This is a genomic window from Aquabacterium sp. NJ1 (genome assembly GCF_000768065.1).
Lineage (GTDB): Bacteria > Pseudomonadota > Gammaproteobacteria > Burkholderiales > Burkholderiaceae_C > Aquabacterium.
In genome coordinates, this window is record NZ_JRKM01000001.1 from 629,351 (window position 1) to 648,480 (window position 19,130).

The window sequence follows — 19,130 nt, forward strand, 5'->3', positions numbered from 1 at the left end:
CATGGCCACCCCCACCGTGAGTACCGCCCAACCGGGCAAACGGGCCCATGCGGCCGCCGAAAACCCGGACAGCTACAACACCCTGCCCCCGCCGTCTGACGACGCCCTGGCGCAGGACACCACCAAGCTGGTGTACCGCCAGACCAGCGCCGCGCTGATGGCGCACTTCCTGGGCATGGTGGTCCTCATCGGCGTGTACTGGCGATACGCGCCCCGGCACGTGCTGTGGGGCTGGGCCGCGGCCTTTGCCACGGTCTGGACGGTGCGCTTCGCCGGCTTGCTGGGCTATGACCGCGCGATTCTGCAAGGGCGGGCCGACTCCGACAAATGGCTTCGACGCTGGAACGTCAGCATGTTCGCCGGCGTGCTGCTGTGGAGCCTGGCCTCCATGCTGTTCTATGACTATGGCGGCCCGCAGGAACGCACGGCGATGCTGCTGATCGTGTACTCGCTGGCCCTGGGTGCCGTGCCCAATATGGCCTGCCAGCCCAGGCTGTTTCTGGCCTGCATGGGCGTGTATTTCGTGCCCATGATCGTGCGCACCGCCCTGCGGGACGTGCCGGGCGAGATGCAGATCGCCGGCATCCTGTGCCTGGTCTGCCTGTGTGCGCTGGCGCTGGGGCGCTCTTTCCGCAACGTGTTCGGCGAAATGGTCAGCCTGCGGGTGCACACCCAGGAACTGGCCCAGCGCCTGCGCGGCGAAATGGCCATTGCCGAGGCCGCACAACGCCAGGCCGAGCTGGCCAACCGGGCCAAGACCCAGTTCTTTGCCGCTGCCAGCCATGACCTGCGGCAACCGCTCCATGCCATGGGCCTGTTCGCCGAAGCCCTGCGTCAACGCAGCAAGGACACCGAGGTCGCCCACCTGGTCAACAGCATCAACAACTCGGTGGACGCCCTGGAGGGCCTGTTCAGCGAGCTGCTGGACATCACCAAGATCGACACGGGCGGCGTGGACAACCAGCCCGAGCACTTCTCGATGGGTGAGCTGTTCAACCGTGTGCGCCTCACCTTCGAGCCCAACGCCTTCGAAAAAGGCCTGATGCTCAGCTTCCGTGGCGAGCACCTGCATGCCTATGCAGACCCGCTGATCGTCGAACGCATCCTGCGCAATCTGGTGTCCAACGCCATCCGCTACACCGAAGATGGCGGCGTGCTGGTCACCTGCCGCAAACGCGGGGACCAGCTTTGCCTGCAGATCTGGGACACCGGCATCGGCATCACCGAGAAAGAACAGGGCCGCATCTTCGAAGAGTTCTACCAGACGCAAAGCAGCCGCCCACTGGAGCCGCACCACCGCAAGGGCCTCGGGCTGGGGTTGGCCATCGTCAAGCGGCTGGCCGACCTCATGGGCGCCCCGCTCACCCTGCGCTCCCGCGTCGGGCATGGCACGGTGTTCACCTTGATGCTGCCCATGGGCCGTGCTTCACGCCTGCAGGCCAGCACCTCGCCCGCCAAGCAATCCCTGGGTGTCACGCTGGACCGCCGCCACATCGTGATCGTCGAAGACGAACAGGCCGTCACCGAAGGGCTGGAGGTCTTGCTCAAGGGCTGGGGCGCCAGTGTCAGCGCCTTTGACACGGTAGAAGCCGTCCAGCAATGGGCCACGCACGCAGAGGCTCGCCCCGACCTCTTGATCGTGGACTACCGCTTGCCCGCGCAGCAAACCGGGGTGGATGCCATCAAGGTGCTGCGCGCCCGGTTCGGCGCCGACCTGCCCGCCATCATGGTCACCGGCAGCACGATGACCGGGCACGAAGAAGAAGCCCGACAGCACGACTTCCATCTGCTGATCAAGCCGGTCGTGCCCACCAAGCTGCGGGCGATGATCGCCTTCAAGCTCAGCCTGCGCTGAGGCGGGTGCATCAAACCTGCAGCGAGCAGGCCTGCGGACGGCAAGCCTGCATCGCTCGGGGGCCGGTCAGCAGCCCTGGCAGAGTTCCTTGCGCGCGGCCTCGTACTCGGCCTTCAGGCGCGCCACCAGCTCGGCCGTGGGCACGATCTGCTTGACCGCACCAATGCCCTGGCCGCAACCCCAGATGTCCTTCCAGACTTTGGCGTCGCCGCCGTCCTTGCTGCCGAAGCTCATCTGGCTGGGGTCGCCATTGCCCAGCGTGTCCGGGTCCAGGCCCGCGTTCACGATGGAGGGGCGCAGGTAGTTGCCGTGCACACCGGTGAACTTGCTGGAGTAGATGATGTCGGCGCTGTTGCTGTCGACGATCATCTGCTTGTAGGCCTCCACGGCGCGGGCCTCTTCGGTGGCGATGAAGGCCGAGCCGATGTAGGCGAAGTCGGCACCCATGGCGCGCGCAGCCAGGATGGCACGGCCATTCGCGATCGAGCCTGACAGCGCCAGTGGCCCGGTGAACCACTCGCGGATCTCCTGGATCAGCGCAAACGGACTGGTGGTGCCTGCATGGCCACCGGCACCAGCCGCCACCGCGATCAGGCCGTCCGCACCCTTTTCAATGGCCTTGTTGGCGAACTTGTTGTTGATGATGTCGTGCATCACCACACCGCCCCAGTTGTGCACCGCATCGTTGACGTCGGTGCGCGCGCCCAGCGAGGTGATGATCAGCGGCACCTTGTACTTCTCGCACATGGCCATGTCGTGGTCCAGGCGGTCATTGCTCTTGTGCACGATCTGGTTGATCGCGAACGGGGCCGCAGGCTTGTCCGGGTTGGCGGCGTTGTGGGCAGCCAGGCTTTCGGTGATCTCGGCCAGCCATTCGTCCAACTGGGCGGCCGGACGGGCATTGAGCGCGGGCATCGAGCCCACCACGCCGGCCTTGCATTGAGCGATCACCAGCTTGGGCGTGCTGACGATGAACATCGGCGAAGCGATGACGGGAAAGGGAACGCGCTTGAGCGTTTCAGGCAGTGCCATGGTCTTGTCTCCTCGTTATCAAACAAAAAAAGACGCCCTCACCGGCTTGAACCGATTGGGGCGTCCTTGTGTGGGCCGATCAATCCTGAACGATCAGGCTTGATACATGCTCAGTGCGGGTCGATCAGAAAGCATCCAGCGACAGGGCCGTCACGCTCTCACCACCGTTGAGGATGGTGTCACGCAGCGAAGCCACGCGGGCCAGGATGTGGTCGCCGTAGAAACGGGCGGTGGCGATCTTGGCTTCCATGAAGGACACGTCGTTGCCAGCAGCCAGATTGTCTTCCGCAGCGATCAGCGAACGGGCCATCTGCCAGCCGCAAACCAGGTTGGCGGTCAGCATCAGGTAAGGCACGGAGCCCGCGAACACGTCGTTGGGCTTGCTCTTGACGTTGGCGACCACGAAATCCACCGCTTGCAGGAAGGACTCGCGTGCGGCCTTCAGCTGGGTGGCCAGCTTCTTGCCAGCGGCGCTGTTGCGGCCAGCCAGTTGACCTTCGGTGTCGGCGATCATGGCGGCCACAGCCTTGGCCATGGCACCGCCGTCACGCGCGGTCTTGCGCCCGACCAGGTCATTGGCCTGGATGGCGGTCGTGCCTTCGTAGATCGGCAGGATGCGCGAGTCGCGGTAGTACTGAGCGGCACCGGTTTCTTCGATGAAGCCCATGCCACCGTGCACCTGTACGCCCAGCGAGGTCACTTCCACCGAGTTCTCGGTGTTGTAGCCCTTGATCAGTGGCACCAGGAACTCGTACATGGCCTGGGCCTGCTTGGCCGTGGCGGCATCCGGGTGATGGTGAGCCGTGTCATAGGCCGCTGCACCAACCAGCGCCATCGCGCGCTCGGCTTCGCACAGGGCACGCATGGTCATCAGCATGCGCTTGACATCGGGGTGATGGATGATGGCGGCCGAACCAGGGTGAGAGCCATCCACAGGGCGCGACTGGACGCGGTCCTTGGCATAGGCCACGGCATGCTGGTAAGCACGCTCGGACACGCCCAGGCCCTGCACGCCCACGTCGTAGCGGGCGGCATTCATCATGATGAACATGTACTCGAGGCCGCGGTTCTCTTCGCCGACCAGGTAGCCGATGGCACCTGCACCGACGTCGAACTTGTTATCGCCGAACACGAGCACAGCGGTGGGCGATGCCTTGATGCCCAGCTTGTCTTCGATCGAAGCGCAATACACGTCGTTGCGCTTGCCCAGCGAACCATCTTCGTTGACCAGGAACTTGGGCACCACGAACAGGCTGATGCCCTTGACGCCTTCCGGTGCATCCGGGGTACGCGCCAGCACGAGGTGGACGATGTTCTCCGACATGTCGTGCTCACCATAGGTGATGAAGATCTTCTGGCCGGAGATGCGATAGGTGCCGTCGCCTTGCTTGACCGCCTTGGAGCGAACCAGAGCCAGATCCGAACCAGCCTGCGGCTCGGTCAGGTTCATCGTGCCCGTCCACTGGCCGGCGATCATGTTGGGGATGTAGCGTTGCTTGAGCTCGTCGCTGCCGGCTGTCAGCAGCGCCTCGATCGCGCCTGCTGTCAGGATGGAGCACAGCGAGAAGCTCAGGTTGGCCGAGGTCATGTGCTCGATGCAGGCCGCACCGATGGACTTGGGCAGGCCCTGGCCGCCAAATTCCGTGGGTTGACCCAGGCCTTGCCAGCCGCCTTCGGCCAGGGCCTGGTAGGCTTCCTTGAAGCCCTTGGATGCGCGTACCACGCCGTTGTCCCATGAACCGTGGTCCTGGTCCCCGCTCCAGTTCAGCGGCGCCACCACGCCTTCATTGAACTTGGCCGACTCTTCCAGCACGGCCTGGGCGGTTTCGTAACCGGCGTCTTCAAAGCCGGGGATCTGGGCAATCTTGTCGAGGCCAGCCAATTCCTTGAGGCAGAACAGTTGGTCCTTGACTGGGGCGCGGTAACTCATAGGTATTCTCCGATAAACACAAAGGGGGCGTCTCTTGAAAGACGCCCCCGGCGGGTTGGTCAAACAGACAGACCGTCTGTCATGAATTATCCCGTAAATTGCCCGTGATTACAGGGCTTTCACCAGTTCCGGCACAGCCGTGAACAGGTCGGCTTCCAGACCGAAGTCAGCCACCTGGAAGATCGGGGCTTCCGGATCCTTGTTGATGGCCACGATGACCTTGGAATCCTTCATACCGGCCAAGTGCTGGATGGCGCCGGAGATGCCGCAAGCGATGTACAGCTGAGGCGCCACGATCTTGCCGGTCTGGCCGACTTGCAGGTCGTTGGGAGCGTAGCCAGCGTCCACGGCAGCGCGGGAAGCACCCAGGCCAGCGTTGAGCTTGTCAGCCAGGGGCGACATGACTTCGTTGAACTTCTCGGCAGAACCCAGGGCACGGCCACCGGACACGATGATCTTGGCAGCGGTCAGCTCGGGGCGAGCAGACTTGGTCACTTCACGGCCCACGAAGGACGAGGAGCCCGAATCGGCCACGGCAGCCACGGTTTCCACGGCAGCGGAACCACCGGTGGTGGGCGCAGCGTCGAAAGCGGTACCGCGAACGGTCAGCACCTTCACCGAGTCAGCCGATTGCACGGTGGCAATGGCGTTACCGGCGTAGATGGGGCGCTCGAAGGTGTCACCCGACACGATCTTGGTGATTTCCGAGATCTGGGCGACGTCCAGCTTGGCGGCCACGCGAGGCGACACGTTCTTGCCGGAAGCGGTGGCGGGGAACAGCAGGTGGCTGTAGCCCGAAGCCACGGCCAGCACTTGAGCAGCCAGGTTCTCAGCCAGGCCGTCGGCCAGTTGAGCGCCGTCAGCGTGCAGGACCTTGGCCACGCCAGCGATTTGAGCAGCGGCAGCGGCAGCGGCACCAGCGTTGGAGCCAGCGACGAGCACGTGCACGTCGCCACCCAGCGCCTTGGCAGCCGTCACCACGTTCAGGGTGGCGGACTTGATGCTGTTGTTGTCGTGTTCAGCAATAACGAGAGCGGTCATGATGCTTTATCTCCTCAGATCACTTTGGCGACGTTCTTCAGCTTGTCGACCAGGGTGGCCACGTCGGGCACCTTGATACCAGCGGAACGCTTGGGAGGTTCGGCAACGCTCAGGGTCTTGACGCGAGGGGCCACGTCCACGCCCAGATCCGCCGGCTTGACGGTTTCCAGGGGCTTCTTCTTGGCCTTCATGATGTTGGGCAGCGTCACGTAGCGGGGCTCGTTCAGACGCAGGTCGGTCGTCACCACGGCGGGCAGCGACAGCTTGACCGTTTCCAGGCCGCCGTCGACTTCACGGGTCACGGACACCTTGCCGTCAGCCACTTCCACCTTGGAGGCGAAGGTGCCTTGGGGCAGGCCAGCCAGGGCAGCCAGCATCTGGCCGGTCTGGTTGCTGTCGTCATCGATGGCTTGCTTGCCCAGGATGATCAGATCAGGCTTTTCCTTGTCGACCAGGGCCTTGAGCACCTTGGCCACGGCCAGGGGCTGCACTTCAGCGTCGGTTTCGACCAGGATGCCACGGTCGGCACCGATGGCCATGGCCGTGCGCAGGGTTTCCTGGCATTGCGACACGCCGATGGACACGGCGATGATTTCAGTGACCACGCCCTTTTCCTTCAGGCGGGTGGCTTCTTCAACGGCGATTTCGTCGAAGGGGTTCATGGACATCTTGACGTTGGCGATGTCGACACCAGAGCCGTCGGACTTCACGCGAACCTTCACGTTGTAGTCAACAACCCGCTTGACCGGAACCAGAACCTTCATGCGATGTTCTCCTGCGTCATGAGGAAGAGTTAAATAAAAGTTTGCCGCGCCCAAAAAAGCACGATCGTTCGATTCTAACGCGAACTTGGGAGATTGGACCACAAATGCGGATGCAATCGCATGACAAAATGCGACTTCTGCCCCGCGTTCCACGCCCCTGCCCCTCTGCTTGTGAACCAGCACGCCCCCGCATCCCCTGAAACAGGTGCCTCACCAGCACCCATCTACCGAGGCGCCCACACACACATCGGGGTATTCGACTCCGGCCTGGGCGGGCTTTCCGTGCTGCGCGCCTTGCACGCTCGACTGCCAGAGGCGGAACTGACCTATGTGGCCGACTCCGGGCACGCGCCCTATGGTGAGCGCGACGACGACTTCATCGCCGAGCGCAGTCATCGCATCTGCGCATTCCTGCTGGCCAGACAGGTTGATGTCATCGTGGTGGCCTGCAACACGGCCACGGCTGCCGCCATCCACTTGATCCGCCAGACTTACCCCCATGTGCCGGTGGTTGGCGTTGAACCGGGCGTCAAGCCGGCTGTAGCCCATTCACACAACAAGCGTGTAGGCGTGCTAGCCACCCCCAGCACCCTGTCAAGCGACAAATACAAACGTTTGATTGAAAGTTATGCGCAGGGTGCATTGATCGTGCCTCAACCCTGCCCTGGCCTGGCGCGGGAAATTGAAACCGGCGAACTGGATACGCCGGCTTTGCGCGCACTGGTCGAGCGCTTCAGTGCGCCGCTGAAGCTGGCCAAGGTGGACACCGTGGTGCTGGGCTGTACGCACTACCCTTTTGTCAGGCCACTGTTTGCCCAGGCCCTGGGGCCAGATGTGGTGATCATGGACACGGCGGACGCCGTGGCCGCGCACACTGCTCGTCTATGCAGCACGAGCAACAGCCAGAAATCGGCAAAACCAGAAAAATTGGAAACTTCGCGCAGAATTAATCATAAATCACCCAGCGAAGTTCATTTATTTTCCAGCGGAAACCCATCCCACCTCGCAGAGGTCGCGAAGAAATGGTTGGGCCTGGAAGGAAGCGTCTCTTCCTTCGACTAACAGGCCATTTGCCCCCCAAATTCTGGCAATTACTGAAATTTGCCTGAAAGGCCCCCCTCAGTCGTGAGGTTTCGCCCACTTTGCCTCCCGACATAGCGCCTTCGGATAGACCTGGTGTCGCCAGGGGCTTAAGCGGCGCCCCCCCTTCCCGATAACCCGATGTCGTGCGGAGAATCCCGCGGTTCAAAAACGCTTTGAAGAACCCCGGCTTATTCGCGCGTTGGAGTCTGTGCATCACGCATAGCCTCTGACGAGATCGGATTTTTCCTTCTGGGAACCGGGTGTTGGCCACATGTGACGCGCAACCCCAAGGACCAGAGGACCACAAGGGGTTAATAAATGTCTTCTCTGATTCCTCTGCTGACCACGACCCAGGTTGCGGCTCTGTCTACGCAAACCATCGTCAACCTGACGACATCGGACTGGGCCTTGTTCAACACGGCCCAGATCGCGGCGCTGACGACCGCGCAGGTTCAGGTCATTGAGACAGCAGACATCAAGGGGTTGACAACGACGTCCATGTCGGTCTTCACGACCGACCAGATCGCGGCCTTCACCTCGGCACAGTTCGGCGCCTTCTCCACCACCCAGATCGGCGCGCTGACCACATCGCAGGTGAGCGCCATCGAAACGAGTGACCTGCAGGCCTTCAACAGCACCTTGCTGCGCTCGCTGAACACCACGGCCCTGGGCGCCCTGACCACGGACCAGGTCGCGGCCCTGACCTCCGCCCAGATGCTGTCGTTGGCGACAAACCAGGTCGCCGCCCTGACAAGCACGCAAGTGGCCGCCATCGAGACCACCGATCTGTATGCGATGAGCTCGACCCAGATCGCCGTGTTCAACACGAACCAGATCAGTGCGCTGACCACAGACCAGATTGCCGCGCTGAGTTCATCCTCGATCAAGGCCTTCAACACCGCAGACATCGCGGCGCTGAGTACCGACCAGGTCGTGGCGATGAACACGGTCCAGCTATCGGCCTTCGACACCCGTCAGGTCAACACGCTGAACACGGCCCAGGTCGCCGCCATTGACACCGCCGCCATCAGCGCCCTGAGCACCGCCAGCATCCGCGCATTGAATACGGCTGCCCTGGCCGCCTTGAGCACCGACCAGATCGTCGGCCTGACTTCCGCCCAACTGGCCTCGCTGAGCACGTCGCAAGTGGCCTCACTGACCACCGATCAGGTCAGTGCCATCCAGACCAGTGACCTGGCGTCCATGAACACGGCGCAGATTGCCACGCTGAACACGGCTCAGATCGCCGCGCTGACCACCGACCAGATCGGTGCACTGAACACAGCCGAAGTCCGGGCCCTGTCGACCACAACCGTGTCCGGTCTGACGACCGATCAGGTCGTCGCGTTGAACAGCAGCCAGTTCACCGCCATGTCCACGGCGCAGGTCGGCGCCCTGAAGTCGGACCAGGTGGCCGCCATCGAGACAGGCGACCTGGCCGCGCTGAGCACGGCCGCCATTGCGGTATTCAATACCAACTCGGTCAAGGCGCTGACCACGGACCAGATCGCGGCGATGACTTCGTCGCAGATCGCCGCACTCAACACCAACCAGGTCAGCGTGCTCAGCACGGACCAGGTCAATGCCATCGAAACGACCGACATCAGCGCCATGACGACAGCGCAGATCGGCGTCCTCAACACCTCGCAAGCTTCCTCGCTGACCACCGACCGCGTCGCTGTGCTGACGACCGCTGAAGTGCGGGCCATGAACACGTCTGCCGTCGCGAACCTGAACACGGATCAGGTGGCAGCCATGAGTTCCGCCCAGATCGGTGCCATGACGACGACCCAGGTGGCGGCAATGAACACCGCCCAGGTGGCCGCCATTGAGACAAGCGACATCGTTGGCCTGAACACGGCCGCCATCCGCGCGTTCAACACCGCAGACGTGGCTGCCCTGACAACCGATCAGGTGGCCGCGATGTCCACGACGCAGGTGCTGTCGCTGTCGACGGCACAGGTCGCCGCCATGAACACCGACCAGGTGGTCGCGCTGAGCTCTGCGCAACTGGGCGCCATGAACACGCTGCAACTGGCTTCGATGAACACCGCGCAGATCGCGGCCATCGAGACCGGTGACCTCGCCGGCCTGAGCACCAATGCCATCAGAGGTCTGACGACCGCCGAAATCGGCGCCCTGACGACCGACCAGATCGTCGCGCTGAGCTCCGCCCAGATCGGGGCCATGAGCACGACCCAGGTTGCCGCGCTGACAACGGATCAGGTCGCTGCCATCGAGACGTCCGACGTGGCTGGTCTCAACACCGCCGCGGTGCGTGCACTCAACACGGCCGATGTGTCCGCGCTCACGACCGACCAGGTGGCCACCATGAGCAGCGCCCAGGTGGGCGCGCTGAGCTCCACGCAGGTAGGCGCACTCACGACCGATCAGGTCGTGGCACTGACCTCTGCAGACGTCGCTGCCATGTCGTCGGCCCAGACTGCTGCGCTGAACACCAACCAGGTGGCCGCCATGGAAACGGGTGATCTGGCTGCCATGACCACGAATGGTGTGCGTGCACTCAGCACCGCGGCCATCGCGGCCTTGACGACCGACCAGATCGTGGCCCTGAACTCGGCCCAGATCGCTGCCTTGAGCACCACGCAGTTCGGCGCGCTGACGACCGACCAGATCAGTGCCATCGAGACCAATGACATCAGCGCCATCAACACCGCGGACATCCGCGCCCTGACCTCGTCGGCCGTGGGCGCGATGAACACGCTGCAGGTGGCCACGCTGAGTACCACGCAAATCGCCGCGCTGGGCACCTCGCAGATCGCAGCCATGAGCTCCGATCAGATCGTGGCCATGACCTCGGCGCAGATGGCGGTGCTCAACACCGCCAGTGTCGCGGCCTTGAACACCAACCAGGCTTCTGCCATCGAGACCAGCGACATCTCGGCCATTTCGACGGCAGGCATGCGTGCATTCACGACCGCAGCTGTCGCCGCGCTGACAACCGACCAGATTGCCGCCCTGACCACAAGCCAGGCACTGGCCCTGAGCACCACGCAAGTGGCTGCACTGAACACCGACCAGGTCGCGGCCATGACCACCAACGATGTGCATGCCTTGAGTACGGCACAAGTCGCTGCGATGAACACCTCGCAGTTGGCGGCGCTGACGACCGATCAGGTTGGTGCACTGACCACGGCACAGATCCGCGCGATCGCCACGGCCTCGATTTCCGCGCTGACGACCGACCAGATCGTCGGGTTGAGCTCGGCCCAGGTGGGTGCACTGAGCACCGGCCAGGTCGCCGCCTTGACGACCAACCAGGTGGCCGCGATCGAGACAAGCGACATCGGCGCCTTGAACACCGCCGCGGTGCGGGCGCTGACCACAGCGGATGTCAACAACTTGACAACCGACCAGGTGGCCGCGATGACCTCGACGCAGGTGGCCGCACTGAGCACCACGCAAGTGGGCGCCCTGACCACTGACCAGGTGGTCGCGTTGACCACGAGCCAGGCCGCTGCGCTGAGCAGCAGCCAGGCGTCCGCGCTGAACACGGCCCAGGCAGCCGCCATCGAGACGACGGACCTGGCTGCCATGAGCACCGCCGCTGTGCGTGCGCTCACCACGGCTGCGACCAACGCGCTGACCACCGACCAGGTGGCCGCGATGAGCTCCAGCCAGATTGGCGCATTGAGCACGTCACAGGTGGCCGCGCTGACCACCGACCAGGTGGCCGCGATTGAAACGGGCGACATTGCCGCCCTGTCGACCGCTCAGGTCGCCGCGTTCACCACGAACCAGGCCTCCAATCTGACCACCGCTCAGGTCAATGTCATGAGCACGACCGACGTGCGGGCCCTGAACACCGCCGACGTGGCCGCCCTGACGACAGACCAGATCGTCGCCCTGAGCTCGGCTCAGATCGGCGCCATGAGCACCGCGCAGATTGCCGCGCTCAACACCAACCAGGCCGCCGCGATCGAAACCAGTGACATCGCCGGCCTGAACACGGCCGATGTGCGCGCCTTCTCGACAGCTGCCGTCAATGCCCTGACCACCGATCAGATCGTGGCCTTCAACACGGCCCAGGTCAGCGCCCTGAGCACCACCCAGGTGGCCGCGCTCAACACCGATCAGGTGGCCGCCATCGAGACCACCGACCTGGCCGCCATGAGCTCGGCCCAGATCGGCGCGATGAACTCCAACCAGGTTTCGGCACTGACCACCGATCAGATCGGCGCACTCAACACCGCCGATATCCGTGCGCTCAATACGACGAACATCGCCTCGCTGACAACCGACCAAGTCGTCGCGCTGAACTCCAACCAGGTTGCCGCACTGAGCAGCACCCAGTTCGCCGCGCTCAACACCTCGCAGCTGTCGTCCATGGAGACTGGCGACATCGCTGCGGTGAGTTCGACCCAGTTGGCTGCCATCAACACGGCCCAGACCGCCGCACTGACCACCGACCAGATCAGCGTCATCAGTTCGACGGCCATTCGCGCCCTGAACACCAACGACACGGCCGCACTGACGACCGACCAGATCGTCGCGCTGAACTCCAGCCAGCTCGGCGCCTTGAGCACCACCCAGATCGCCGCGCTCAACACCAATCAGGTCTCTGCCATCGAGACCACGGACATCGGTGCATTGAACACCGCAGCGGTGCGCGCCCTGAGCACAGCCGCTGTCGGTGCGCTGACCACGGATCAGATCGTGGCCATGACCTCGACGCAGATCGCCGCCCTGGGCACGACCCAGGTCGCCGCGCTCAACACCGACCAGGTCAGCGCGCTGGAGACAACGGACATCGCCGCCTTGACCACGGCCCAGGTTGCCGTGCTGAACACGGCCCATGCCACGGCACTGAACACACTGCACGTCGGGGCCCTGACCACGGCCGACATGCGGGCCTTCAAGACTGCCGACATCGCCGTGCTGAGCAGCGACCAGATTGCCTCGTTGACCTCGGCGCAGATCGCGTCGATGAGCACCTCGCAGTTCGCCGTCTTCAACACCAACCAGGCTTCCGCGATCGAAACGGGTGACCTGGCTGGCCTGAACACGGCAGACATGCGCGCCTTCTCGACGGCTGCCATCAATGCCTTGACCACCGACCAGATTGCGGCACTCAATACCGCTCAGATCAATGCCCTGGGCACCACCCAGGTGGCCGCGCTGACCACCGACCAGATCAGCAATATCGAGACCACCGATCTGGCTGCCATGAGCTCGGCCCAGGTCGGCAGCTTCAATACCGCCCAGGTTGCGGCCTTGACAACTGCCCAGATCGGCGTGATGACGACCGCCCAGGTACGTGCCCTGACCACCAGCGACGTCGGTGCCTTGACGACCGATCAAATCGTGGCACTGAGCTCGGCCCAGATCGGTGCCATGAGCACCACGCAGATCGCCGCGCTCAATACCAGCCAGGCCACGGCCATCGAGACCAGCGACATGGCCGGCCTGAACACGGCTGACATGCGCGCCTTCTCGACGGCCGCCATCAATGCCCTGACCACCGACCAGATCGTGGCGCTCAACACCGCCCAGATCAATGCCCTGAGCACCACCCAGGTGGCCGCGCTGAGCACCGATCAGGTCAGCAATATCGAGACCACCGATCTGGCTGCCATGAGCTCCGCTCAGGTCGGCGCCTTCAACACCAACCAGGTGGCCTCACTGACCACCACTCAGATTGGTGTGATCACCACCGCCGACATCCGCGCGCTGAACACCGCCAACATCGCCGCGCTGACCACGGACCAGGTGGTGGCGATGAACTCGACCCAGGTCGCCGCCATGAGCAGCACGCAGTTCGCTGCGCTCAACACGGCACAACTCTCGGCCATGGAAACGGGCGACATCTCGGTGGTCACGTCCTCGCAGCTGGCTGCGCTCAACACAGCCCAGGCCGCCGCGCTGACGACCGACCAGATCAGCGTCATCAGTTCCACGGCCATCCGCGCGCTCAACACCAATGACGTGGCCGCGCTGACGACCGATCAAATCGTGGCGCTGAACTCCGCACAGATCGGTGCCATGACGACGGCCCAGGTCGCTGCGATGAACTCGAACCAGGCCGCCGCGATCGAAACGGGCGATCTGGCTGGCCTGACCACCGCAGATGTGCGTGCCTTCTCGACAGCCGCCGTCAATGCGCTGACGACCGACCAGATCGTGGCGCTCAACACGGCGCAGATCACGGCGCTGAGCACCACCCAGGTTGGCGCCATGAACACCGACCAGGTCGCCGCCATCGAGACGACCGATCTGAGCGCCATGAGCACGGCGCAAGTCGCCGCGTTCAACACCAATCAGGTCAACGCGCTGACCACATCGCAGATCGCTGCGATGACCACGGCACAGGCCAGAGCCCTGAACACCGCCGACGTGGCCGCCCTGACGACGGACCAGATCGTCGCGCTGAACTCCAGCCAGGTCGCCGCGATGAGCAGCAGCCAGTTCGCCGCGATGAACACGTCGCAGCTGTCGGCCATGGAGACCGGTGACATCGCAGCGGTGAGCTCGACCCAGCTGGCCGCCATCAACACGGCCCAGACCGCCGCGCTGACGACTGACCAGATCAGCGTCATCAGCTCGACGGCCCTGCGTGCGCTCAACACGAACGACACGGCCGCGTTGACGACCGACCAGATCGTCGCGCTGAACTCCAGCCAGCTCGGGGCCCTGTCCACTGCCCAGATTGCGTCCTTCAACACCAATCAGATCACGGCCATCGAGACCAGTGACATCGGCGCACTGAACACCGCCGCCGTTCGTGCGCTCAATACCGCCTCGATCGCCGCCTTGACCACGGATCAACTCGTGGCGATGACGTCGACGCAGGTCGCCGCGATGAGCACCACGCAAGTGGCCGCGCTCAACACCAATCAGGTGAATGCGCTGCTGACGTCCGACATTGCCGCGCTCTCCAGCGCCCAGGTGGCCGTGCTGAACACGGCGCAGGCCTCCGCGCTGAGCACCGACCAGATCGGCGCGCTCAACACGGCAGACGTGCGGGCCTTGTCGAGCAATGCGGTCAACGCCTTGACCACTGACCAGATCGTGGCCTTGAGCTCGACACAGATTGGTTCGATGAGCACCGTGCAGGTGGCTGCATTGAACTCCACACAGGCGGCCGCGATCGAGACCGGCGACCTCGCCGGCCTGAACACGGCCGACATGCGCGCCTTCTCGACCAATGCGGTCAACGCCCTGACCACCGACCAGATCGTCGCGCTGAACTCCGCGCAGCTCGCCGCCTTGAGCACGGTGCAGGTGGGCGCGCTCTCCACCAACCAGGTAGCGGCCATCGAGACCAGCGACCTTGCCGCCATGGGTTCGAGCCAGATTGGCGCCCTCAATACGGCCCAGGCCAACGCCTTGACCACCGATCAGGTGAGTGCGCTGAACACATCGCAGGTTCGCGCGCTGAACACCAACGACGTGGCCGCCCTGACGACCGACCAGATCGTGGCCCTGAGCTCGACGCAGATTGGTTCGATGAGCACCGTGCAGGTGGCGGCACTGACCTCCACCCAGGCTGCCGCGATCGAAACCGGCGACCTGGCTGGCTTGAACACGGCCGACATGCGCGCCTTCTCGACCAATGCGGTCAGCGCCCTGACGACCGACCAGATCGCCGCCCTCAACACGGCGCAAATCAGTGCCCTGAGCACCACACAGGTCGCGGCACTGACCACGGATCAGGTCGCTGCCATCGAGACGACCGATCTGGTGGCCATGGGTACCGCCCAGATCGCCGCGATGAACACCAATCAGGTCACGGCACTGACCACCGCGCAGATCGGCGCGATGAGCACCGCCGCTGCCCGCGCGCTGAACACCGCCGACGTCGCCGCCCTGACCACCGACCAGGTGGTGGCGCTGAATTCGGCCCAGGTGGGTGCGATGAGCAGCTCGCAGTTCGCCGCGCTCAACACCTCGCAGCTCTCGGCGATGGAGACCGGCGACATCGCCGCCGTCACCTCGCTGCAACTGGCCGCCATCAACACGGCCCAGGCCGCTGCGCTGACCACCGATCAGATTGGCGTGATCAGCTCTACGGCCCTGCGTGCGCTCAACACCAATGACGTGGCGGCCCTGACCACGGATCAGATCGTCGCGCTGAACTCCAGCCAGCTTGCTGCAATGAGCACGGCGCAGATTGCCGCGTTCAACACCAAGCAGATCGCCGCGATCGAAACCACCGACATCAGCGCGCTCAACACCGCTGAAGTCCGGGCGATGAACACGGCATCCGTCGCCGCGCTGACCTCCGACCAGATCGTGGCCATGAACTCCACGCAACTGGCCGCGTTCAGCACGACGCAGGTGGCTGCCTTCAACACCACGCAGGTCAACGCCATCGAGACGGGTGACCTGGCTGCGATGAACTCGGCGCAGATCTCGGTGTTCAACACCGCACAGGCTGCTGCCCTGAGCACGGCCCAGATTGCGGTGCTGAACACGGCTCAAGTCCGGGCGCTGAAGACAGCCGACACGGCTGCGCTGAGCACCGACCAGATCGTGGCGCTGACCTCGGCCCAGATCGGTGCGATGAGCACGGCGCAGATCGCCTCGCTCAACAGCAACCAGGCTGCTGCCATCGAGACGGGCGACCTGGCGGGCCTGAACACCGCGGACATGCGCGCCTTCTCGACAGCCGCGGTCAACGCGCTGACCACCGACCAGATCGCCGCGCTGAACTCCGCGCAACTCGCCGCGCTGAGCACCACGCAAGTCGGGGCGCTGAACACCGACCAGGTCGCTGCCATCGAAACGGGAGACCTCGTCGCGATGAACACGGCGCAGATCGCGGCCTTCAACACGGCCCAGGCTGTGGCCTTGACCACGGCCCAGATTGGCGCGATGAACACGAACCAGGTCAAGGCATTCAACACCAATGACGTCGTCTCTTTGACGACTGACCAGATCGTGGCCTTGAGCTCGGCCCAGGTCGGTGCGATGAGCACCACCCAGATCGCCGCGCTCAACACCAATCAGGCTGCCGCCATCGAGACGAGCGACCTCGCCGGCCTCAACACTGCCGCGATGCGTGCCTTCACCACGGCCGCCATCAATGCGTTGACGACCGATCAGATCGCTGCACTCACCTCGACCCAGCTGGCTGCGTTGGGCACCACCCAGGTGGCCGCGCTGACGACCGACCAGATCGCGGCCATCGAGACCGCTGATATCAGCGCCATGAGCAGCGCCCAATTCGGTGTGCTCAACACGGCCCAGACCTTGGCGCTCACCACCTCGCAGGTCGCCGTCTTGACGACAGCCGATGTCCGTGCGCTCAACACCAACAACGTGGCAGCGCTGAACACGGACCAGGTCGCGGCGCTCACGTCCGCCCATCTGGCCGCGCTGAGCACGGTCCAGGTTGGCGCGTTGAACACCTCGCAGGTCGCTGCCATCGAAACGGGTGACCTGGCCGGCTTCAACACGGCCGACATGCGGGCACTCACGACAGCCGCCGTCGCCGCCCTGACCACCGACCAGATCGTGGCGTTGAGCACCACGCAGGTCAACGCACTGAGCACCACTCAGGTCGCAGCGCTGACCACCGATCAGCTCTTCAACATGCAGACTTCGGATCTGGCCGCCATGAACACGGCCCAGATCAACATGTTGAACACGGCCCAGGCCGCCGCCTTGAGCACGGTCGAGATCGGTGCGCTGGGCACGGCAGCAGTCCGCGCCTTCAACACCAACAGTGTCGCGGCACTCACCACCGATCAGATCGTCGCCCTGAACTCGGCCCAGGTCGGCGCCATGACGACGACTCAGATCGGCACACTCAACACCGCCCAGGCGGCGGCGTTCGAGACCAGTGACCTGGCCGGCCTGAACACGGCCGACATGCGAGCCTTCACCACCTCCGCCGTGGCAGCGTTGACGACCGACCAGATCGTCGCACTGAACTCGACGCAGATGGCCGCGTTCACGACAACGCAGGTCTCGGCCATGACCACCGACCAGATCGCCGCCATCGAAACGGCTGATCTGCGTGCGATGAGCACAGCCGAGATCCAGGCCTTCAACACCGCCCATGTGGCCGCGTTGACGACCTCGGAGATCGTGGCGCTCAGCAGCGCGCAATTCGTGGCCATGAACACCGCGAACATCGCTGCACTGACCACGGATCAGATCGTGGCCATCGAGACAGCCGACCTGCGCGCCTTCACGACAACGCAGATCTCGGCGCTGCACACCGACGTGATCGCCGCACTGGATACCGCCCACATCGTGGCCCTGACCACGCTGGACATCCATGCGCTGAACACGGCCCAGTTCGCCGCCATCTCGACGGACAGCATCGCTGCGATGACCACGGCGCAGTTCCATGAGTTCAATACCGCGCAGATCCAGGCCATGACCACGGATCAGATCGCGGCCATCGAAACCACGGATCTTGCGGCATGGACCATCAACCAGGCTGCCTCGCTGACCACGACCCAGGTCGGGGCCATGAGTTCCACGCAGCTCGATACGCTGATCAGCTCGACCCCGATCGTGCTTGACCTTGACGGCAACGGCGTGCACACGGTTTCCGCGGCACATGGCACCACCTTCGACCTCAACGCGACAGGCAGCACGGCCCAGCACGGCTGGGTGTCGTCAGGTGATGGCCTGCTGGTGCTGGACCGTAACCACGACGGCATCATCAACGACGGCACCGAGCTGTTCGGCACGGCCACCGTGCTGGAGAACGGGCAGCGCGCCGGCAATGGCTACAACGCCATGCTGGCGATGGACAGCAACCACGACGGCAAGCTGACGCTGGCGGATGCCCACTTCAAGGACATGCAGGTCTGGGTGGACACCAACGGTGACGGCATATCCGAGAAGGGCGAGCTGCATTCGCTGGCCAGCCTGGGCATCATCGAGCTGGACCTGAAAGCCACGACGGGTGTCGCCATCGACCACGGCAACCTGCTGGGCCTGGTCTCGAGCTACAAGACCAGCGACGGCGCCACGCACGATATGGCTGACGTGTGGTTCACCAAGTCGACCAGCGACGGCACGGCGGCAGCCAACACTGCGGTCACGCCGACCGATCACGCGACGGGCACGGCGACCACCGATGCCGCGGTCGCGGCGGCCAGCGGTTCACCGGCCGGTGCAGACGCCAGCACGACCCACGCCGCCGCCAGCGGCACGGGATTGGGCGTCAGTGCCTCCGATCTGCTGGCTGATCCGGGCCATAACCTCCTGAGCGGTCACGAGACCAGCGCATCCGTGACGTCCGTCACGAGCGAGGTCCAGGCCCATGCGGCGGTGGTGAATCTGGATGTGCAGATGGTCCAGACCGACCCGACCAAGTTGCTTGACGAGCAGCAACAAAACCACCCGCTTATCTGAGCTTCGGCTGCCCACGACTTAAGTAACGATCGTGGGCAGCCGATAAGTGCTCAATGGATTTGACCCAATGCTTTTGCGGTTGAAGCGT

At 64.0% G+C, this 19,130-nt stretch carries 7 protein-coding genes; 3 read left to right on the top strand and 4 right to left on the bottom strand.

All coding sequences use genetic code 11. The features are described from left to right. Position 1 precedes the first annotated feature (1 nt). Positions 2-1,855 carry a hybrid sensor histidine kinase/response regulator gene (locus JY96_RS02795; protein WP_081960984.1) on the top strand — a complete coding sequence of 618 codons (1,854 nt, stop codon included), beginning with the start codon at positions 2-4 and terminating at the stop codon, positions 1,853-1,855. 66 nt (positions 1,856-1,921) lie between these two features. Here JY96_RS02795 and JY96_RS02800 read toward each other — a convergent pair whose 3' ends face one another. The 4 genes from JY96_RS02800 to JY96_RS02815 all read right to left on the bottom strand — a co-directional run bounded on the left by JY96_RS02800 (position 1,922) and on the right by JY96_RS02815 (position 6,622). Continuing rightward, complete coding sequence (locus JY96_RS02800; RefSeq protein WP_035034774.1) at positions 1,922-2,887, bottom strand: nitronate monooxygenase family protein; 966 nt, start codon at positions 2,885-2,887, stop codon at positions 1,922-1,924. 124 nt (positions 2,888-3,011) lie between these two features. Beyond that, positions 3,012-4,817, bottom strand: coding sequence for an acyl-CoA dehydrogenase (locus JY96_RS02805; protein ID WP_035034777.1), 1,806 nt, complete (start codon positions 4,815-4,817; stop codon positions 3,012-3,014). A 108-nt stretch (positions 4,818-4,925) separates the two neighbouring features. Then, positions 4,926-5,858, bottom strand: coding sequence for an electron transfer flavoprotein subunit alpha/FixB family protein (locus JY96_RS02810; protein WP_035034779.1), 933 nt, complete (start codon positions 5,856-5,858; stop codon positions 4,926-4,928). 14 nt (positions 5,859-5,872) lie between these two features. Further along, entirely contained in the window at positions 5,873-6,622 is a 750-nt protein-coding gene (locus JY96_RS02815; RefSeq protein WP_035034782.1) for an electron transfer flavoprotein subunit beta/FixA family protein, read from the bottom strand. A gap of 246 nt (positions 6,623-6,868) precedes the next feature. On the opposite strand from JY96_RS02815, the gene murI reads away from it, so the two are divergent. Both murI and JY96_RS02825 read left to right on the top strand, forming a co-directional pair. Then, positions 6,869-7,684 (top strand): glutamate racemase, encoded by an 816-nt coding sequence (murI, locus tag JY96_RS02820; RefSeq protein ID WP_035040938.1) that lies wholly within the window; start codon positions 6,869-6,871, stop codon positions 7,682-7,684. Between the two features lie 339 nt (positions 7,685-8,023). After that, on the top strand, positions 8,024-19,042 hold the full coding sequence (locus tag JY96_RS02825; RefSeq protein ID WP_052162066.1) for an S-layer family protein: 11,019 nt from the start codon (positions 8,024-8,026) through the stop codon (positions 19,040-19,042). Positions 19,043-19,130: the final 88 nt, after the last annotated feature.